The sequence below is a fragment of the Sinomonas sp. RB5 genome, assembly GCF_054063535.1.
This window is the reverse complement of the sequence record NZ_JBSSGJ010000010.1, coordinates 134,431-153,732: the sequence shown is the minus strand read 5'-3', so window position 1 is coordinate 153,732 and position 19,302 is coordinate 134,431. Positions and strand designations below refer to the sequence as shown.

Annotated in this window: 16 protein-coding genes; 6 read left to right on the top strand and 10 right to left on the bottom strand. The window is 71.1% G+C overall.

Annotation, left to right across the window (positions count from 1 at the left end; translation table 11 throughout):
* Window positions 1–142 precede the first annotated feature (142 nt).
* A complete protein-coding gene (locus ACVWWH_RS13200; protein ID WP_066497648.1) occupies window positions 143–1,090 on the bottom strand; it encodes a heme o synthase in 948 nt (315 codons plus the stop codon).
* A gap of 430 nt (window positions 1,091–1,520) precedes the next feature.
* Here ACVWWH_RS13200 and tkt point away from each other — a divergent pair, with 430 nt between their 5' ends.
* From tkt to pgl, 6 genes are all read left to right on the top strand, one after another.
* On the top strand, window positions 1,521–3,623 hold the full coding sequence (gene tkt, locus ACVWWH_RS13195; protein WP_457316871.1) for a transketolase: 2,103 nt from the start codon (window positions 1,521–1,523) through the stop codon (window positions 3,621–3,623).
* A 20-nt stretch (window positions 3,624–3,643) separates the two neighbouring features.
* Window positions 3,644–4,765, top strand: coding sequence for a transaldolase (gene tal / locus ACVWWH_RS13190; protein WP_066497647.1), 1,122 nt, complete (start codon window positions 3,644–3,646; stop codon window positions 4,763–4,765).
* Window positions 4,762–6,372, top strand: coding sequence for a glucose-6-phosphate isomerase (locus tag ACVWWH_RS13185; RefSeq protein WP_457316870.1), 1,611 nt, complete (start codon window positions 4,762–4,764; stop codon window positions 6,370–6,372). Before tal ends, ACVWWH_RS13185 begins: the two co-directional genes overlap by 4 nt.
* 86 nt (window positions 6,373–6,458) lie before the next feature.
* Window positions 6,459–8,018: a glucose-6-phosphate dehydrogenase gene (zwf, locus tag ACVWWH_RS13180; protein ID WP_066497643.1), complete on the top strand. Its 1,560-nt coding sequence runs from the start codon at window positions 6,459–6,461 to the stop codon at window positions 8,016–8,018.
* Window positions 8,015–8,956, top strand: coding sequence for a glucose-6-phosphate dehydrogenase assembly protein OpcA (locus ACVWWH_RS13175; protein WP_066497642.1), 942 nt, complete (start codon window positions 8,015–8,017; stop codon window positions 8,954–8,956). Before zwf ends, ACVWWH_RS13175 begins: the two co-directional genes overlap by 4 nt.
* A complete protein-coding gene (gene pgl / locus ACVWWH_RS13170; RefSeq protein WP_066497640.1) occupies window positions 8,946–9,752 on the top strand; it encodes a 6-phosphogluconolactonase in 807 nt (268 codons plus the stop codon). Before ACVWWH_RS13175 ends, pgl begins: the two co-directional genes overlap by 11 nt.
* A 92-nt stretch (window positions 9,753–9,844) precedes the next feature.
* Here the strand turns inward: pgl and secG are convergent, their stop codons facing one another.
* The 9 genes from secG to uvrC all read right to left on the bottom strand — a co-directional run bounded on the left by secG (window position 9,845) and on the right by uvrC (window position 19,267).
* Window positions 9,845–10,102 carry a preprotein translocase subunit SecG gene (secG, locus tag ACVWWH_RS13165; protein ID WP_066497639.1) on the bottom strand — a complete coding sequence of 86 codons (258 nt, stop codon included), beginning with the start codon at window positions 10,100–10,102 and terminating at the stop codon, window positions 9,845–9,847.
* A 59-nt stretch (window positions 10,103–10,161) separates the two neighbouring features.
* Complete coding sequence (gene tpiA, locus ACVWWH_RS13160; protein WP_457316869.1) at window positions 10,162–10,974, bottom strand: triose-phosphate isomerase; 813 nt, start codon at window positions 10,972–10,974, stop codon at window positions 10,162–10,164.
* A 77-nt stretch (window positions 10,975–11,051) separates the two neighbouring features.
* The gene (locus ACVWWH_RS13155; protein WP_447418829.1) at window positions 11,052–12,296 is read right to left on the bottom strand and encodes a phosphoglycerate kinase; all 1,245 of its coding nucleotides are present in this window, start codon (window positions 12,294–12,296) and stop codon (window positions 11,052–11,054) included.
* 41 nt (window positions 12,297–12,337) lie between these two features.
* Window positions 12,338–13,345, bottom strand: coding sequence for a type I glyceraldehyde-3-phosphate dehydrogenase (gene gap, locus ACVWWH_RS13150; RefSeq protein ID WP_066497635.1), 1,008 nt, complete (start codon window positions 13,343–13,345; stop codon window positions 12,338–12,340).
* A gap of 241 nt (window positions 13,346–13,586) precedes the next feature.
* Entirely contained in the window at window positions 13,587–14,210 is a 624-nt protein-coding gene (locus ACVWWH_RS13145) for a superoxide dismutase (RefSeq protein WP_447418828.1), read from the bottom strand.
* Window positions 14,211–14,334: 124 nt separating this feature from the next.
* Window positions 14,335–15,315, bottom strand: coding sequence for a DNA-binding protein WhiA (gene whiA / locus ACVWWH_RS13140; RefSeq protein ID WP_457316868.1), 981 nt, complete (start codon window positions 15,313–15,315; stop codon window positions 14,335–14,337).
* A 43-nt stretch (window positions 15,316–15,358) separates the two neighbouring features.
* Window positions 15,359–16,405, bottom strand: coding sequence for a gluconeogenesis factor YvcK family protein (locus tag ACVWWH_RS13135; protein WP_457316867.1), 1,047 nt, complete (start codon window positions 16,403–16,405; stop codon window positions 15,359–15,361).
* Entirely contained in the window at window positions 16,402–17,325 is a 924-nt protein-coding gene (gene rapZ / locus ACVWWH_RS13130; protein WP_066497631.1) for an RNase adapter RapZ, read from the bottom strand. Before rapZ ends, ACVWWH_RS13135 begins: the two co-directional genes overlap by 4 nt.
* A 13-nt stretch (window positions 17,326–17,338) precedes the next feature.
* Window positions 17,339–19,267: an excinuclease ABC subunit UvrC gene (gene uvrC, locus ACVWWH_RS13125; protein ID WP_066497630.1), complete on the bottom strand. Its 1,929-nt coding sequence runs from the start codon at window positions 19,265–19,267 to the stop codon at window positions 17,339–17,341.
* Window positions 19,268–19,302 lie beyond the last annotated feature (35 nt).

Sequence of the window (19,302 nt, the reverse complement as noted above, 5' to 3'; positions counted from 1 at the left end):
CGCTCATCCTCTGACAACGAACTCCATGCATACACAAAACTGCTCCCCTGCAATCGGAACTGAATTTCTCAGTCCAACTCCAGGGGAGCAGTTCATCCGTGCTGCGGGCCTCCTTCGCGTCTGGCGGCTGTGCTCGCCCCGCTCAGCCCAGGAGCGGGCCTCCCACGAAGGGGTCGACGGCGAGCGCGAGGAAGAGCAGCGTCAGGTAGCTGATGGACCCGTGGAAGACCTTCATGGCCTTCTTGTCCTGGATCTCCTCGCGCTGGGCGCGGGCGTAGAGCGCGTGCGACTCGTACAGGAACCATGCCCCCGAGGCGAGCGCGGTGAGCGTGTACACCCAGCCGGCGTGGCCGAGCGGGACGAGCAGGAGCGAGGCCATCACCATGGCCCAGGCGTACAGGACCACCTGCACGGCCACGATCTTCGCCCCGGCGACCGCGCCGAGCATCGGCACCTGCGCATTGCGGTAGTCCTCGCCGTACCGCATGGACAGCGGCCAGTAGTGCGGCGGGGTCCACAGGAAGATCACGAGGAAGAGGATGACGGCGGGCCACTCGATGGTGTTGGTCACCGCCGACCAGGCGATGAGCACGGGGAAGCAGCCGGCGGCACCGCCCCAGACGATGTTCTGGGCGGTCCTGCGCTTGAGGACGAGGGTGTAGACCACCACGTAGAAGAAGATGGCACCGGCGCCGAGCACCGCCGAGAGCGGGTTGGCGCCGAACCACAGGATGGCGAGCGATGCGATGCCCAGGACCCAGGAGAAGACGAGCGCCTCCCGCGGCGTCACCTCTCCCGTCACGAGCGGGCGGTTCTCAGTGCGCCGCATGAGCCGGTCGATGTCCCGGTCGATGTAGCAGTTGAAGGCTCCGGCGCTGCCCGCCGCGAACGCCCCGCCCACGAGGGTGGCGAGGATGAGCCCGATCGACGGGAAGCCGCGCTCGGCGTAGATCATGGTCGGCAGCGTGCTCACGAGCAGCAGCTCGATGACCCGGGGCTTGGTGAGGGCGACGTACGCCTTGATCTTGCGTCGCAGGCCGAGCTTCGCTGGCCTGGACGGTGCTGTGGCGGGGGCGTCTGCTGTGCTCACGGATGCGCGACTCTTCTACTCGGGATCGTCGGTCCCCGCAAGGGGTGCTCGGGGACCGCCTCCATGATACCCGCCGCCCGTGCGCCACCCGGTTCGCCGGGACCACCGGCGGCGCCGCCCGGACATCCGCCCCCGGCGTGTTCACAGAGCGGAATATCAGTGGCAATTTCCTGAAACACCTCACCCCCGGCCGCGCGCCGTGGCTAGTATGAGGTTGGATGACCTGCTGCTGGGACGCGCCCCCGGGACGAACGGCCAGCCAGACCGGTGGCCGGAGATGTGTGGGGAAAGGCGCATGAGGGCAGTGGGCAGACACCGACAAACGTTTCGATGGTGAACGGCTGGCAGGATGCATTGCAGGGCCCACCATTCGCGTGCCCCGTAGGCTGCCTGCCGCCAGCAATGGAGAGGGGCCGTGTACGTGCCTGCTGTGGATGTGCAAGAACTGACCTGGACCGACCTGGATCGCAAGGCCGTCGACACGATCCGCGTGCTCGCGGCGGACGCGGTGCAGAAGGTGGGCAACGGACACCCGGGCACCGCGATGAGCCTGGCCCCGGCCGCGTACCTGCTGTTCCAGAAGCTCATGCGCCACGACCCGGCGGACCCGACGTGGATCGGCCGTGACCGGTTCATCCTCTCCCCCGGCCACTCGTCCCTGACCCTGTACATCCAGCTGTTCCTGTCCGGCTACGGGCTCGAGCTGGAGGACCTCGAGTCCCTGCGCACCTGGGGGTCCCTGACCCCGGGCCACCCGGAGTACGGGCACACCAAGGGCGTGGAGATCACTACCGGCCCGCTCGGGCAGGGCCTGGCCTCCTCGGTCGGGTTCGCCTACTCCGGCCGCCGCGAGCGGGGCCTCTACGACCCCCAGGCCGCCACCGGCGAGTCCCCGTTCGACCACACGGTGTGGGTCATCGCCTCCGACGGCGACCTGCAGGAGGGCGTGACCTCCGAGGCCTCCTCCCTCGCCGGCCACCAGGAGCTGGGCAACCTCGTGGTGATCTACGACGAGAACCACATCTCGATCGAGGACGACACCGACGTCGCCTTCACCGAGGACGTCCTGAAGCGCTACGAGGCCTACGGCTGGCACACCCAGCGCGTCGACTGGACCGCCACGGGCGAATACAAGGAGGACGTCCCCGCCCTCTACGACGCCCTCCTGGCCGCCAAGGCCGAGACCGGCCGGCCCTCGATCATCTCCCTGCGCACGGTCATCGGCTGGCCCGCCCCGACCAAGCAGAACACCGGCAAGATCCACGGCTCGGCCCTGGGCGCCGAGGAGATCGCGGCCCTGAAGGAGATCCTGGGCTTCAACCCCGCCAAGTCCTTCGACATCGACCCCGAGGTCCTCGAGCACACGCGCAAGGCCGTGGAGCGCGGCGAGGAGGCCAAGGCCGCCTGGCAGGAGTCCTTCGACGCGTGGAAGGCCGCCAACCCAGACGCGGCGAAGCTGCACGAGCGCATCGAGGCCCGCCGCCTCCCCGAGGGCTGGGCCGAGTCCTTGCCCGAGTTCCCCGCCGGGAAGGACGTCTCCACCCGCGCCGCCTCGGGCAAGGTCCTCAACGCGATCGGCCCGGTCCTGCCCGAGCTCTGGGGCGGGTCCGCGGACCTCGCGGAGTCGAACAACACCACGATCGAGGGCTCGCCCTCGTTCATCCCGGCCTCGCGCTCGACCCACGCGTGGGAGGGCAACCCCTACGGCCGCGTGCTCCACTTCGGCATCCGCGAGCACGCCGCCGCCGCGATCGTCAACGGCATCACCCTCGGCGGGAAGACCCGCGCGTTCTCCGGAACGTTCCTGATCTTCTCCGACTACCAGCGCCCGGCCATCCGCCTCTCCGCGCTCATGGGCATCCCGTCCACCTACGTATGGACGCACGACTCGATCGGCCTGGGCGAGGACGGCCCCACCCACCAGCCCGTCGAGCAGCTCGCCTCCCTGCGCGCGATCCCCGGCCTGCACGTGGTCCGCCCCGCCGACGCCAACGAGACCGCCCAGGCGTGGAAGGCCATCCTGGAGAACACCTCCCACCCGGCAGGGATCGTCCTGACCCGGCAGAACCTCCCCACCTGGGAGCGCGGCGAGGGCGGCTTCGCCTCCGCCTCCAACGTCTCCAAGGGCGGCTACGTCCTGGCCGAGGCGCAGCGGGACGGCGCCGACGTCGCCCCGGACGTCATCCTCATCGCCACCGGCTCCGAGGTCCAGCTCGCGGTCGCAGCCCGCGAGGCGCTGGCCGGCGAGGGCGTCGCGGCCCGCGTGGTCTCCATGCCCTGCGTCGAGTGGTTCGACGCCCAGGACGAGGAGTACCGCGAGTCGGTCCTGCCCGCGGCCGTCAGGGCCCGCGTCTCGGTCGAGGCCGGCCTGGCGCTGACCTGGCACCGCTTCGTCGGCGACGCCGGCCGCTCGGTCAGCCTCGAGCACTACGGCGCCTCCGCCGACTACAAGACCCTCTTCACCGAGTTCGGCATCACCGCCGAGGCGGTCGCCGCCGCCGCCAAGGACTCCATCGCCGCCGCCGCGGCCTGACCCCACGAGGAGCACCTCCCATGACTACCCCCACCCAGGCCCTCTCCGACGCGGGCGTGTCCATCTGGCTCGACGACCTCTCCCGCCAGCGCCTCGAGGACGGCTCCCTGGCCGCGCTCATCTCCGAGAAGAACGTCGTCGGCGTGACCACCAACCCGACCATCTTCCAGGCCGCGATCACCAAGGGCCACGGCTATGACGGCCAGCTGCGCGAGCTCGTCGCCGAGGGCGCCGACGCCGAGAAGACCGTCTTCGAGATCACCACCGCGGACGTCGCCGACGCCTGCCAGCTCTTCGCCCCCGTCGCCGAGGCGACCCGCGGCGTGGACGGCCGGGTCTCCATCGAGGTCGACCCCCGCCTCGCCTGGGACACCGCCGGCACGATCGCGGAGGCCAAGCGCCTGCACGCCAAGGTCGCGCAGCCGAACGTGCACATCAAGATCCCCGCGACGCTCGAGGGACTCGAGGCGATCTCCGCGACCCTCGCCGAGGGCATCAGCGTCAACGTGACGCTGATCTTCTCCCTCACCCGCTACCGCGCGGTGATCAACGCGTTCATGACCGGCCTCGAGAAGGCCAAGGCCGCGGGCCACGACCTGTCGAAGATCCACTCCGTCGCCTCGTTCTTCGTCTCCCGCGTGGACACCGAGATCGACAAGCGCCTCGAGAAGATCGGCACCGAGCAGGCTGCGGCCCTCAAGGGCAAGGCCGGCCTGGCCAACGCCCGCCTCGCCTACCAGATCTACGAGGAGGAGTTCACCACCGAGCGGTGGAAGCTCCTCGCCGACGCCGGGGCCCTGCCCCAGCGCCCGCTGTGGGCCTCGACCGGGGTCAAGGACCCCTCGCTCCCTGACACCCTCTACGTCACGGGCCTCGTCGCCCCCGGCGTGGTGAACACGATGCCGGAGAAGACCCTCGAGGCGACCTTCGACCACGCCGAGGTCACCGGCGACACGGTGACCGGCACCTACGCCGAGGCCAACGCCCACCTCGATGCCCTGGCCGAGCTCGGCATCGACTACAACGACGTCGTCGCCGTCCTCGAATCCGAGGGCCTGGACAAGTTCGTCGCCTCCTGGAAGGACCTCCTCGCCGACGTCGAGCGCACCCTCTCCGAGACCGCGCACGGGGCCCGCGCATGAGCGCCCTGACCTTCGCGTCGACCGGCGCCGCCCAAGCGGCCGTCGACGCGCACGTGAAGCAGCTCGTGGCCGACTCGGTGGCCAGCCGCATCTTCGCCAAGGACGCCACCCTGTGGGGGCCGGACGCGGAGGAGGAGTCGGCCAAGCGCCTGGGGTGGACGGAGGCGGCCACCGTCTCCCAGCCTCTCGTCGCGGAGATCACCGCGCTGCGCGACGCGTTCCGCTCCGAGGGTGTGGACCGCATCGTCCTGTGCGGCATGGGCGGGTCCTCCCTGGCCCCCGAGGTGATCGCCGGCACCGCCGGGGTTCCCCTCGTGGTGCTCGACTCGACCGACCCCGAGCAGGTCGCCGCGGCCCTCGGCGAGCGTCTGGCGAACACGGCCATCGTCGTCTCCTCCAAGTCGGGCTCCACGGTCGAGACCGACTCGCAGCGACGGGCCTTCGAGGCGGCCTTCACCGAGGCCGGCATCGACGCGGCGTCGCGGATCGTCGTCGTGACCGATCCCGGATCCCCGCTCGAGAGCGCCTCCCGCGAGGCCGGGTACCGGGCCGTGTTCAAGGCCGACCCGACCGTCGGCGGCCGCTACTCGGCGCTGACCGCCTTCGGGCTCGTGCCGGCGGGGCTGGCCGGCGTCGACCTCCAGGCGCTCCTCGACGAGGCCGAGGAGGCCGCGGAGCTCCTGCGGGACGACTCCGAGGACAACATCGGCCTGCAGCTGGGCGCGGCGCTCGGGGGCACGTCCCCGCTGCGGGACAAGATCGTCATCGTCGAGGACGGCTCCGGCATCGCCGGCTTCGCGGACTGGGCCGAGCAGCTCATCGCCGAGTCGACCGGCAAGATCGGCCGCGGGGTGCTCCCCGTCGTCGCCGGCGCCGACGCCCCCGAGGTCACCTCGGGAGCGGAGGACGTGCTCGTGGTGCGGCTCGTCTCCGCGGACGGCGAGCCCTCCCTCGGGGCCAACGAGGCGGCGGTCGGCGGCTCGCTCGCGACGCAGATGCTCGTATGGGAGTTCGCGACGGCCGTGGCCGGGCGCCTGCTCGGCATCAATCCGTTCGACCAGCCCGATGTGGAGGCCGCCAAGGCGGCGGCACGCGGCCTGCTGGATGCCCAGCCGGAGCCCACCCCGGCGCTCTTCACCGAGGGTGCCGTCGAGGTGCGGGGCGGCGACTGGCTCGAGGGCTCCTCGACGGTCGAGGAGGCCCTCAAGGCGCTCCTGGGGCAGCTCGGCCCCCGGGGCTACCTGAGCGTGCAGGCCTACCTCGACCGGCTTGCGTACCCGAAGCTCGAGGCCGTCCGCGATGAGCTCGCCGCGGCCACGGGACGCCCGACGACGTTCGGCTGGGGCCCGCGCTTCCTGCACTCCACGGGGCAGTTCCACAAGGGGGGCCCCGCCGTCGGCGTCTTCCTCCAGGTCACGGCGGACGCCGCGCAGGATGTCGACGTCCCCGAGCGCCCGTTCACCTTCGGGCGGCTCATCGCCGCGCAGGCCGCCGGCGACGCCCAGGTGCTGCGCGAGCACGGGCGCCCCGTGCTGCAGCTCCACCTCACCGACCGCGCGGCAGGCGTCGCGCAGCTGACCGGTCTCATCTCGGCGCTGGCGCGCTGACGCCCACGAGCGGCCGGCCCGGACCGCTCCGGGCCGGCCGCTCGTGTCCGCTGCGCGGACCGCATCCGATGGACTAGAAAGGCATCATGCCAGAGAACGACAACGGCGCGAACGGGACCAAGCGGCGCTCGAATCCGCTGCGCGACCCGCGGGACCGGCGCCTGAACCGTATTGCGGGACCCTCGTCCCTCGTGCTCTTCGGGGTGACCGGCGACCTCGCGCGCAAGAAGCTCATGCCCGCCGTGTACGACCTCGCCAACCGGGGCCTCCTGCCGCCGAGCTTCGCCCTGGTGGGCTTCGCCCGCCGCGAATGGGAGCACGAGGACTTCGCGGAGGAGGTCAAGGCCTCCGTCAAGCAGTACGCCCGCACGCCCTTCGACGAGACCGTCTGGGCCCAGCTCAACGAGGGCGTCCGTTTCGTCCAGGGTTCCTTCGACGACGACGAGGCCTTCGAGAACCTCAAGGCCACCCTCGAGGAGCTCGACGCGAAGCGCGGCACGCGCGGCAACCACGCGTTCTACCTCTCGATCCCGCCCAAGGCGTTCGAGCAGGTGTGCCGGCAGCTCTCCGCCCACGGCCTCGCCCAGCCCGAGCAGGGCAAGTGGCGCAGGGTCGTCATCGAGAAGCCGTTCGGCCATGACCTCGCCTCGGCCCGCGCCCTGAACGACATCGTGGAGTCCGTCTTCCCGCCCGATGCCGTCTTCCGCATCGACCACTACCTCGGCAAGGAGACGGTCCAGAACATCCTTGCCCTGCGGTTCGCGAACATGCTGTTCGAGCCGATCTGGAACGCCAACTACGTGGACCACGTGCAGATCACCATGGCGGAGGACATCGGCACCGGCGGCCGTGCAGGGTACTACGACGGGGTCGGGGCGGCGCGCGACGTCATCCAGAACCACCTCCTCCAGCTCCTCGCCCTGACGGCCATGGAGGAGCCGATCTCCTTCAACGCCGACGACCTGCGGGCCGAGAAGGAGAAGGTCCTGGCCGCAGTGAGGCTGCCCGAGGACCTCTCGACCCATTCGGCCCGCGGCCAGTACCTCGGCGGGTGGCAGGGCGGCGAGCTCGTCAAGGGGTACCTCGAGGAGGACGGCATCCCGGCCGACTCGACGACGGAGACCTATGCCGCGATCCGCGTGGACATCAACACCCGCCGCTGGGCGGGCGTCCCGTTCTACCTGCGGGCGGGCAAGCGCCTCGGCCGCCGCGTGACGGAGATCGCCGTGGTGTTCAAGCGCGCCCCCAACCTGCTGTTCCAGGACCAGGAGGAGGCCGAATTCGGCCAGAACGCCGTGGTCATCCGCGTCCAGCCCGACGAGGGCGCCACGATCCGGTTCGGCTCCAAGGTCCCGGGGACGCAGATGGAGGTCCGGGACGTGAGCATGGACTTCGGCTACGGGCACTCCTTCACCGAGTCCTCGCCCGAGGCGTACGAGCGCCTGATCCTCGATGTGCTCCTCGGCGAGCCTCCGCTCTTCCCCCGGCACGAGGAAGTGGAGCTGTCCTGGAAGATCCTCGACCCGTACGAGGAGCACTGGGCCAGCACGGGCGAGCAGCCCGAACCGTACGAGCCGGGCAGCTGGGGCCCCCGCAGCGCCGACGAGCTGCTCGCCCGCGACGGACGCACCTGGAGGCGACCATGATCATCGACCTGCCGAACACCACGACCTCGCGGATCTCCAAGGAGATCACGAACCTGCGCCACCGGGGCGGCGTCGTCGCCCTCGGGCGGGTCCTCACCCTCGTGGTCATCACCAAGCACGGGTTCGAGGAGGAGGCGATCGAGGCCGCCAACCAGGCCAGCCGCGAGCATCCCTGCCGCATCATCGTGCTCGTCGACTCGGGCCGCGACGCGGCGGACCGCATCGACGGCCAGATCCGGGTCGGCGGCGACGCCGGCGCCTCGGAGGTGATCGTGCTGCGCGGCTACGGCCGGCTGGCCGAGGAGAGCGAGTCGCTCGTCGCGGCGCTGCTCCTCCCGGACGCGCCGATCGTGGCCTGGTGGCCCCACGGCGCCCCGGACAACGCGAGCGCCACCTCGATCGGCTGCATCGCGCACCGGCGCATCACGGACTCGGGCAACGAGCCCGACCCCACCGCGGCGCTCTTCCACCTGCGCGAGACGTACCGCCCCGGCGACACCGACCTCGCGTGGACGCGGCTGACGAACTGGCGCATCCAGCTCGCGGCGGCCCTGGACCAGGTCGATCCCGAGCCGGTCTCCGCCGTCACAGTCGAAGGTGCCTCGGACTCACCCAGCACCGTGTTGCTCGCGGCGTGGCTCGGGCTCACGCTCGACGCTCCGGTGACGATCGTGGCCGATCCGGCGGGCACGGGGATCCGGAGGGTCCGCCTCCAGCGGTCCACGGGAGACATCCAGCTGCACCGCCCCGGGTTCACGGTGGCCGAGCTGACCCAGCCGGACCAGCCCGCGCAGCGGATTGCCCTGCCGCGGCGGAGTCTGCAAGACTGCCTCACCGAAGAGCTGCGCAGGCTCGACCCGGATGAGGTCTTCGGCGAAGTCCTCACCGCCGGGCTGCCGCGCACGAACCTGAGGAGTGTGCAGCCGAGTGAGCGCTGATCCCCGTGTGAGCATCCATCCCGACTCGTCCGTGCTGCTCGCCGCGATCGCGGCCCGCCTCATCACGAAGCTCGTGGACACCCAGGACCGGTACGGGGAGGCGACGATCGTGCTCACCGGGGGGACGATGGGCATCGGCACCCTCCGCGCCGTCGCCGACTCGCCCGCGTGCCGTGCCGTGGACTGGTCGAAGGTCAACGTGTGGTGGGGCGACGAGCGCTTCGTCGAGGCCGACTCCTCCGACCGCAACACGGTCCAGGCCGAGGAGGCGCTGCTGGGGCGGCTGCCGCTCGACCCGGCGCGGGTGCACCGCCCCGGTGCGGCGGGAGACTTCGCCACGGCCGACGACGCGGCGGCGGACTACGCGCGCAGGCTGGCCGAGGCCGCGTCCGCCGAGCACGAGTCCGAGCTGCCCGGCGGCGTGCGCGGCGTGCCGCGGTTCGACGTGCTGCTCCTCGGGGTTGGGCCCGACGCGCACGTCGCGTCCCTATTCCCCGAGATGGCGGGAATCCGGGAGACCGAGCGCACCGTGGTCGGCGTCGAGAACGCGCCCAAGCCGCCTCCAGCCCGCATCTCGCTGACGCTGCCGGCGATCAAGTCCGCGGACGAGGTGTGGATGCTCGTGGCGGGCGAGGACAAGGCGGGCGCCGTCGGTCTCGCCCTGGCCGGGGCCGGCGCCGTGCACGTGCCGGCCGCGGGAGCGAGGGGCCGCACCCGCACGCTCTGGCTCATCGACGCCGCCGCCGCCGCGAAGGTGCCCCAGGAGCTGGTCCGCAAGGAGCCCGCGTCGGCCTGACGCCGACGCGACAGCGCAGAGAAGGAGGCCGGGACCAGCAGATGCTGGTCCCGGCCTCCTTCTCTGCTGAGGTCGAAAGCGCGCTGCGGCGGTCAGGAACCGCCGGCGTTCGAGAAGCGCATGATGAGCCCGAGCGCGATGATGACAACGCCCCAGGTGACGCCCAGGATGATGGTGAAGCGGTTGAGGTTCCTCTCCGCGACGCCGGAGGACGCCAGACCGGAGGACATTCCGCCGCCGAACATGTCCGACAGGCCGCCGCCGCGGCCCTTGTGCATGAGGATCAGCATGGTGAGCAGAAGGCTCGTGATGCCCAGGATGATCTGGAGGATGATCTGGAGTACTTGCACAGGTTTGCCTCGTGGCCTTCCGTCAGCTGTCGTGCGTGGTCGCGGCGCGGCTGGCGCTGCTAGGCGCCGGCGTGGCTCTCGAACCTGACAATGCTAGCAAATTCGGCGACGTCGAGGCTCGCACCGCCCACGAGCACGCCGTCGGCGTCCTGCTCGGCGAGGATCGCCGCGGCGTTGGCCGCCTTGACCGAGCCGCCGTAGAGGAGGCGCGTCGCGCGGGCGGACTCCTCGCCGAAGAGCGCGGCGAGCTCGGCGCGCAGCGCGGCACACATCTCCTGCGCGTCGCCGGGGCCGGCGACCTCGCCGGTGCCGATGGCCCACACGGGCTCGTAGGCCACGACGAGCTGGGCGGCCTGGTCGGCGGTGAGGCCCTCGACGTCTGCCCTGAGCTGGGCCAGGGTGTGCTCGACGTGGGTCCCCGCCTGCCGGACCTCGAGCCCCTCGCCGACGCAGAGGATCGGTACGAGCCCGTGCTTGTAGGCGGCCTTCACCTTCGCGTTGAGGGTCTCGTCCGTCTCGCCGTGGACGGTGCGCCGCTCGGAGTGGCCCACGAGGACGTAGCGGCAGCCGAGCTTGGCCAGGAAGGCGCCGCTGATGTCGCCGGTGTAGGCGCCGGAGTCGAACTGGGAGAGGTCCTGGCCGCCGTAGGCGATGGCGAGGTCGTCGCCGGCCACGAGGGTCTGCACGCCGCGGAGGTCGGTGAAGGGCGGGAACACCGCGACCTCGACGCGCGCGTAGTCGTGCTTGGCGTCGTCGAGGGTCCAGGCGAGCTTCTGGAGCAGGGTGATGGCCTGGACGTGGTCCATGTTCATCTTCCAGTTGCCGGCGATGAGGGGGGTGCGCTCGAAGGCGCCGTTCGCGGAGGTGGTCACGGTGGGTGGCTCCTGACGAGGTGGTGTGGTGGGCACAGGGAGGCCCCGCCGCCTGTGGGGGCGGCGGGGCCGGGGGCTCAGGCTCCGAGGGCCGTGAGGCCGGGGAGCTCCTTGCCTTCGAGGTACTCGAGGCTTGCGCCGCCGCCGGTCGAGATGTGGCCGAACTGGGCGTCGTCGAAGCCGAGGGTGCGGACCGCTGCCGCGGAGTCTCCGCCGCCGACGACGGTCAGGGCGCCCGCGGCGGTCGCGTCGACGAGGCCCTGGGCGACGGCCTTCGTGCCCGCCGCGAAGGCCGGGAACTCGAAGACGCCCATCGGGCCGTTCCAGAACACCGTCTTCGCTCCGGCGATCTCCTTCGCGAAGGCCGCGGCGGTGTCGGGCCCGATGTCGAGGCCGATGCCGGCCGCGCCGAAGGACGTGTCCTCGATGGCGTCGGCCGCGGCCACCTCGTGGTCGGCGTCGGCGGCGAACTTCGAGGCGACCACCACGTCGGTCGGGAGCACGAACTCCGTCCCGGCGGCGGTGGCGCGGTCGAGGTAGTCCTGCACCGTGGCGATCTGGTCCTGCTCGAGCAGGCTCGCACCGACCTTGTGCCCCTGGGCCGCGAGGAAGGTGAAGAGCATGCCGCCGCCGACCAGGAGCTTGTCCGCCTTGCCGATGAGGTTGGCGATGACGGCGAGCTTGTCGGAGACCTTGGAACCGCCCAGGACCACGACGTAGGGACGCTCGGCGCCGTCGGTGAGGCGCCGGAGCACCTCGACCTCGGTCCGGACGAGCTCGCCGAGGTAGGCCGGCAGGACGCCCGCGATGTCGTACACGGAGGCGTGCTTGCGGTGCACGGCGCCGAACGCGTCGTCCACGTAGGCGCCGCGCTCCCCCGTGAGGGAGGCGAGCTCGCGGGCAAAGGCGGCGCGCTCGGCGTCGTCCTTGCTCGTCTCGCGGGGGTCGAACCGGACGTTCTCGAGGACGAGCACCTGTCCGTCCTCGAGCGAGGCGGCGAGCGCCTTGGCGCGCTCCCCCACGGTGTCCTCGGCGCGCAGCACGGTCACGCCGGCGGCCGCGGCGAGCTCGGCCAGGCGGTCGGCGGCGGGCTTGATCGTGTACTTCGGGTCCGGGGCACCCTTGGGGCGGCCCAGGTGGGCCATCACCAGGACGCGGGCGCCGGCTTCGGCGAGCTTCTGGATCACGGGCAGGGAGGCGCGGACGCGTCCGTCGTCGGTCACGGTGGAACCGTCGAGCGGCACGTTCAGATCCGAACGGACCAGAACGTGCCGCCCACGGACACCATCGGCGAGCAGGTCGTCGAGAGTGCGTGCAGTCATGGACTCAGGCTATCCGAGTTCTGCGTGCGTTACGGCGCGGGTCAGAGCTTGGACGCGACGAGCTCGGTCAGGTCGACGAGGCGGTTCGAGTAGCCCCACTCGTTGTCGTACCAGGAGACGACCTTGACCTGGTTGCCGATGACCTTGGTGAGGCCGGAGTCGAAGATCGACGACGCCGGATCCCCGACGATGTCGGAGGAGACGATCGGGTCCTCGGTGTAGGTGAGGAAGCCGGCGAGCGGGCCGGACTCGGAGGCGGCCTTGACGGCTGCGTTGACCTCGTCCTTGGTGACCTCGCGGGAGACCGTGACGGTCAGGTCGGTGGCGGAGCCGGTGGGGACGGGCACGCGGATCGCGTAGCCGTCGAGCTTGCCCTTGAGCTCCGGCAGGACCAGGCCGATGGCCTTGGCGGCGCCGGTGGACGTGGGGACCATGTTGACGGCGGCGGCGCGGGCGCGGCGGAGGTCGCGGTGCGGGCCGTCCTGGAGGTTCTGGTCGGCCGTGTACGCGTGGACCGTGGTCATGAGGCCCCGCTCGATCCCGAACGCGTCGTTGATCGCCTTGGCCAGCGGGCCGAGGCAGTTCGTGGTGCAGGAGGCGTTGGAGATGATGTTGTGGTTCGCCGGGTCGTAGAGGCCGTCGTTCACGCCCATGACGATCGTGACGTCCTCGTCCGTGGCCGGGGCGGAGATGATGACCTTCTTGGCGCCCGCGGCGATGTGCTTCTTGGCACCCTCCGCCTTCGTGAAGAAGCCGGTGGACTCGATGACGATGTCCACGCCGAGCTCGCCCCACGGGAGGTTGGCCGGGTCGCGCTCCGCCAGGACCTTGATCTCCTTGCCGCCGACGACGATGATCCCCTCGCGGACCTCGACCGACTCGGCCAGGCGGCCGGTGATCGAGTCGTACTTGAGCAGGTGGGCGAGCGTCTCGGGGTTCGTCAGGTCGTTGACGGCCACGATCTCGAGGTCTGCGCCCTGGGAGAGAGCTGCGCGGAAGAAGTTGCGCCCGATGCGGCCGAAGCCGTTGATGCCAATTCGAGTGGTCACTCTGGTCGATCTCCTTGATGCTCAGTCGAGCATCCGCGAGGACTGCTCGAACTGTTAGACGGTCCCGCACGCCGTTGGGCAGAGATTTTGCACAGGGAAAGGCCGACAGCCCAAGTCTCCATTGTCATGGCTGAAAGGCCGCACGGGCCTTTCCGTCCCCCATCCTACGGCGAAAGGGCCCGTCCGGGAACAGACGGACCCTTTCGCACCGAAAGTCACAAAATGTGACGCAGGTCTCCGATCAGGAGAAGGTGACGAGGCCCTTGGCGCCGGAGCGGGCGGCCTCGAAGCGGCGGGCCACGTCGGCCCAGTTGACGATGTTCCAGAAGGCCTTGACGTAGTCAGCCTTGACGTTCTGGTAGTCGAGGTAGAAGGCGTGCTCCCACATGTCCAGCTGGAGGAGCGGGGTGGTCGCGACCGGCACGCCGTTCTGCTGGTCGTACATCTGCTCGATGACCAGGTTCCCGCCGATGGGCTCGTACGCGAGGATGGCCCAGCCCGAGCCCTGGATCGTGGTGGCCGCCGCCGTGAAGTGGCTGCGGAAGGCGTCGAACGAGCCGAAGAACTCGTCGACCGCGGAGGCCAGCTCGCCCTCGGGCTTGTCGCCGCCGTCCGGGGAGAGGTTGTTCCAGAAGATCGAGTGGTTGAGGTGGCCGCCAAGGTTGAACTGGAGGTCCTTCGAGAGCTTGGCCGCGGCCGCGCCGTCGCCGTTGGACCGCGCCTCGGCCATCTTCTCGAGGGCCGTGTTGGCGCCGGCGACGTACGCAGCGTGGTGCTTGTCGTGGTGGAGCTCCATGATCCGGGCCGAGATGTGCGGCTCGAGGGCGGCGTAGTCGTACGGGAGCTCGGGCAGTACGTAGGTCACAACATCCTCCATCGGTTGGCTCCCCGCACGCGCTGGTCGCGGCGCGCGGGCTGGTGACGGCTCCATCCTAAGCAGATGCGCCGGATGGGATACCGATCATTGCGGTACCCGCGTCCAGGGCCGGTCAACCGTCGAGCATCTCCGGGGTCACATTGGCCTCTGTTCCGGGGACCCCCTCCTCGGCCGCCTTCTTGTCGGCCATGGCCAGCAGGCGCCGGATCCGTCCCGCGATCGCGTCCTTGGTCATGGGCGGGTCGGCGAGCCGGCCCAGCTCGTCGAGGCTGGCCTGCTTGTGGGCGACCCGCAGCTCGCCCGCATAGCGCAGGTGCTCCGGGACGTCTGTGCCGAGGATCTCGAGGGCACGCTCCACGCGGGCGCCCGCGGCCACGGCGGCCTGCGCGGACCGGCGGAGGTTGGCGTCGTCGAAGTTGGCCAGCCGGTTCGCCGTCGCACGGACCTCCTTGCGCATGCGCCGCTCCTCCCACGCCATGAGCGCGTCGTGAGCGCCCATGCGCGTCAGCAGCGCGGCGATGGCATCGCCGTCGCGCACGACGACGCGGTCCACCCCCCGCACTTCGCGCGCCTTCGCGGCGATCCCCAGCCGGCGTGCGGCACCCACGAGGGCGAGCGCGGCCTCCGGGCCGGGGCAGGTCACCTCGAGCGAGCTCGAACGGCCGGGCTCGGTGAGCGAGCCGTGGGCGAGGAAGGCCCCGCGCCAGACGGCCTCCGCGTCCGCCGCGGACCCGTTGACGACCGTGGAGGGCAGGCCCCGGACCGGGCGCCCGCGGTTGTCGAGGAGCCCGGTCTGGCGGGCGAGCGCCTCGCCGTCGCGCACCACGCGCACCACGTACCGGCTCCCGCGCCGGATCCCGCCCCCGGAGACGACAATGATCTCGCTGGGGTGCCCGTAGACCTCCGCGATGGCGGCCCGGAGCCTCCGGGCCGTCGCGGCGAGGTCGACCTCGGCCTCGATGACGATCCGGCCCGAGATGATGTGGAGGCCGCCGGCGAACCGCAGGATGGCCGAGACCTCTGCCTTGCGCTCGGAGGACTTCTTCACCGTCAGCCGCGACAGCTCGTCCTTGACGCTCTGGGTCAATGCCATGGCGGTCCTTCCTGCTCCCGCGGCGTCCGCACCGGACCCACGCTCAACGGCCCGCAGCGGGGGCTCCGCCCCCGGTGAAGACCTCATGGTACGCACCGGCCAGCCGGAGCGCGTCGTGTACCGGCCGTCGGCCGGAGGACCTCACTCTATCGAAGAGGACCTGCGCCCCGAGTTCACCGGCCACCCGCTCGAACTCGGCCCGGTCCGCCACGGAGGCGTGGTCCGCGATCACCGCGTCCACCCGGAACCCGGGTGCGACGCGCTGGATGGCCCGGAGGTGGTCGGCCGCGCTCATGCCCGTGGTCTCCTTGGTGTCGACCGCGAGGTTCATCGTCAGGCAGCGCCGGGCCGGGGTGTCGACGAGGGCCTGGCGCAGCTGCGGCAGGAGCAGGTGCGGCAGCACCGAGGTGTACCACGAGCCGGGGCCGAGCACGACCCAGTCGGCGAGCTCGATCGCGCTGAGGGTCTCGGGGCACGCGGGGGCGTCGTCAGGCTCGAGCCGGACGTCCTCGAGGCGGCCGGCGACCGCGCACGCGGCCTGCCCGCGGATGGTCTCCACCCGCGCGGGGCCGCCGTGGGCTCCCCCGCCGGTGACGACGACGTCGCCCTCGATGGTGAGGGGCACCCTGGACATCGGCAGCACCTGGCCGCGCGCGCCGAGCAGGGCACCGGCCCAGCGCAGGCCGTCGACGACGTCTCCGAGCAGCTCCCACAGGGTGACGATGAGCAGATTGCCCATGGCGTGGTTGTCGAGCCCGCTCGTTCCGGCCGGCGAGCGGAACCGGTGCTGCATGACGTCCCGCCAGGTCCTCCCCCAGTCGGTGTCGTCGCACAGCGCGGCCAGGGCCATCCGGAGATCGCCGGGCGGGAGGACGCCGAAGTCGGCCCGGAGGCGGCCGGAGGAGCCGCCGTCGTCCGCGACGGTCACCACGGCGGTGAGCTCGGTCGTGAGCAGGCGCAGGGCGGACAGCGACGCGGCGAGGCCGTGGCCTCCGCCGAGGGCGACGACGGAGGGACCCTTGGGCTTGCCGCCGTCGGTGCCCGCGCCCGGACGGATGAGGGGCAGCGGCCCTGTGAACAGCGTGCTCACTCGCGGCCGAGGTCCCGGTGCGCGGTGGTGACCGTGACCCGGGGCTGCTGGGCGAGGCGCTTGGAGATCTCCTCGGCGATCGCGACCGAGCGGTGCTTGCCGCCGGTGCAGCCGATCGCGATCGTCGCGTAGTGCTTGTTCTCGCGGCGGTAGCCCGCCAGGACGGGCTCGAGCGCGTTGACGTACCGCTCCACGAACTCCTGCGCCCCGTTGGCCACGAGCACGTAGTCCCGCACGTCCGGGTCCAGGCCGGTGTGGGGCCGCAGCTGGGGCACCCAGTGCGGATTGGGGAGGAAGCGCACGTCGGCGACGAAGTTGGCGTCGGCCGGGAGGCCGTACTTGAAGCCGAAGCTCATGACGTTCAGCCGCACCGTCACCGGGCCCTTCTCGGAGAAGAGCTCCGTGATGGCCGTCGCGAGGCCGTGCACGTTGAAGTCCGAGGTGTCCAGCACGATCGTCGCGTGGTCCTTGAGCTCGCGCAGGAGGGTCCGCTCCTCTGCGATGCCGTCCGAGATGCGGCCGCCCTCCTGGAGGGGGTGGGGCCGGCGGCCCTGCTCGAACCGGCGGATGAGCACGTCGTCGCTCGCGTCGAGGAACAGCAGGCGGTACTCGGTGCCGCTCGAGGTGAGCTGGGCGAGCGCATCGCGGATGTCGGCGAACAGCGCCTTGCCGCGCACATCCATGACGACCGCGAGCTTGGGGATCCGGTCCGGCGAGTGGCGCACGAGGTCCGAGAGGGTCCCGAGCAGCTGCGGGGGGAGGTTCTCCACGACGTACCACCCGTGGTCCTCGAGGGCGTTCGCCGCGGTGCTGCGGCCGGCGCCGGACATGCCCGTGACGATGAGCAGCTCGGAGGCGGGCGGCCTGACCGGGGTCAGGTCTGTCTCGTGGCCGGTCTCGGCGGCGCTCGTCTCGGTCATGGTGCCAGCCTAGCTAAGACTCCACGATTTCGCCGGTGGCGTAGTTGACGGCCGGGGCGGGCTGATCCACCCCATGGAGGCGGGCGTGGATGGCGGCCGCGAGGGACGGGCCCACCCCGCTGACATCCGTGATCTCCGTCACCGACGCGGCGCGGAGCCGCTTGAGCGAGCCGAAGTGGGCCAGGACGGCCTTCTGCCGTGCCGGGCCGAGCCCGGGGACCTCGTCGAGGATGGAGGCGGTCATCGACTTCGCGCGCCGCTGGCGGTGGAAGGTGATGGCGAAGCGGTGCGCCTCGTCGCGGATGCGCTGGAGCAGGTACAGGCCCTGCGAGGCGCGCGGCAGGATGACCGGGAAGTCGCCTTCCGGGAGCCAGACCTCCTCGAGCCGCTTCGCGAGGCCCACCACGCGGACCTCGTCCCCGATGCCGAGCTCCGCGAGGGCCCGGACCGCGGCCGTCACCTGGGGCTGGCCGCCGTCCACCACCACGAGGTTCGGCGGGTAGGCGAACTTTCCGCTGTCCCGCTCCTCGACCGGGCGCTCGCGCTCGGCGAGGTAGTTGCGGAAGCGGCGGGTGAGGACGTCGTGCATCGCCGCCGTGTCGTCGCGGGCGGCCTCGCCCGTGATGGTGAACTTGCGGTACTCGCTCTTCTTGGTGAGCCCGTCCTCGACCACGACCATCGAGGCCACGACGTTGGTGCCCTGGACGTGGGAGATGTCGAAGGACTCGATGCGCAGCGGCGGTTCGGGCAGTTCGAGCGCCTCCTGCAGCTCCTGCAGGGCGAGCGAGCGGGTCGTGATGTCCCCCGCGCGGCGGCTCTTGTGCAGCCGCAGGGCCTGGACCGCGTTCTCGTGCACGGTCTTGAGCAGGGCCGCCTTGTCGCCCCGCTGCGGCACGCGGAGCTCGACCCGCGCCCCGCGCAGGCCCGTGAGCCAGATGCCGAGATCGTCCGCGTCCTCGGGCAGGACCGGGACGAGCACCTCGCGCGGGAGCCTCCCGTTGGTCTCCTCCTGGTCGCCGTAGACCTGCTGGAGCAGGTGGCCCACGAGGGCCTCGGGGGTGGTGTCCTCGACCTTCTCCACGATCCACCCGCGCTGGCCGCGGATGCGGCCGCCGCGGACGTGGAACACCTGCACCGCGGCCTCGAGCTCGTCCTCCTCGACGGCGAAGACGTCCGCGTCGGTCTCTTCGGAGAGGACCACGGCGTTGCGCTCGAAGACCTTCCGCATGGCCACGATGTCGTCCCGCAGCCGCGCGGCGTTCTCATAGTCGAGGTCCGAGACCGCGTCCGCCATCTTCCGCTCGAGGCCCGTGATGAAGCGCCTGGCCTCCCCGCCCATGAAGGCGCAGAAGTCATCGGCGAGGGCGCGGTGGTCCTCCTCGCTGATGCGGCCCACGCAGGGCGCGGAGCACTTGTCAATGTAGCCGAGGAGGCACGGCCGTCCGCTCTGCTCGGCCCGCCGGAACACGCCCGCGCTGCAGGAACGGACCGGGAAGACGCGCAGGAGGGTGTCCATGGTCTCCCGGATGGCCCCGGCCGTGTAGGGCCCGAAGTAGCGGGTGCCCTTGCGCCGCTCGCCGCGCATCACCATCACCCTGGGGTACTTCTCCCCCATCGTGACGGCGAGGTACGGGTAGGTCTTGTCGTCGCGGAAGGCGAGGTTGTACCGCGGCCTGAACTCCTTGATCCAGGTGTACTCGAGCTGGAGCGCCTCGAGCTCGCTCCCGACCACGGTCCACTCGACGCTGGCGGCCGTGTGCACCATCGCATAGGTCTTGGGCAGGAGCGTCGCCGGCCGCGCGAAGTAGGACGTCAGGCGCTGGCGGAGGTTCTTGGCCTTGCCGACATAGATGACCCTCCCGTGCGGGTCCCGGAAGCGGTAGACGCCAGGGTCGGTCGGAATGTCCCCGGTCCTGGGACGGTAGCTCGCTGGATCTGCCACCGCTCCAGTCTAGGAGAGTCCGCGGGGCCTCCCGT

Excerpts from the sequence above, each read along its gene's own strand:
- ACVWWH_RS13175 (WP_066497642.1), top strand. The coding sequence starts at position 8,015 with ATGATCATCGACCTGCCGAACACCACGACCTCGCGGATCTCCAAGGAG.
- ACVWWH_RS13185 (WP_457316870.1), top strand. The coding sequence starts at position 4,762 with ATGAGCGCCCTGACCTTCGCGTCGACCGGCGCCGCCCAAGCGGCCGTC.
- ACVWWH_RS13155 (WP_447418829.1), bottom strand. The coding sequence starts at position 12,296 with ATGACTGCACGCACTCTCGACGACCTGCTCGCCGATGGTGTCCGTGGG.
- rapZ (WP_066497631.1), bottom strand. The coding sequence starts at position 17,325 with ATGACCGAGACGAGCGCCGCCGAGACCGGCCACGAGACAGACCTGACC.
- whiA (WP_457316868.1), bottom strand. The coding sequence starts at position 15,315 with ATGGCATTGACCCAGAGCGTCAAGGACGAGCTGTCGCGGCTGACGGTG.
- tal (WP_066497647.1), top strand. The coding sequence starts at position 3,644 with ATGACTACCCCCACCCAGGCCCTCTCCGACGCGGGCGTGTCCATCTGG.
- zwf (WP_066497643.1), top strand. The coding sequence starts at position 6,459 with ATGCCAGAGAACGACAACGGCGCGAACGGGACCAAGCGGCGCTCGAAT.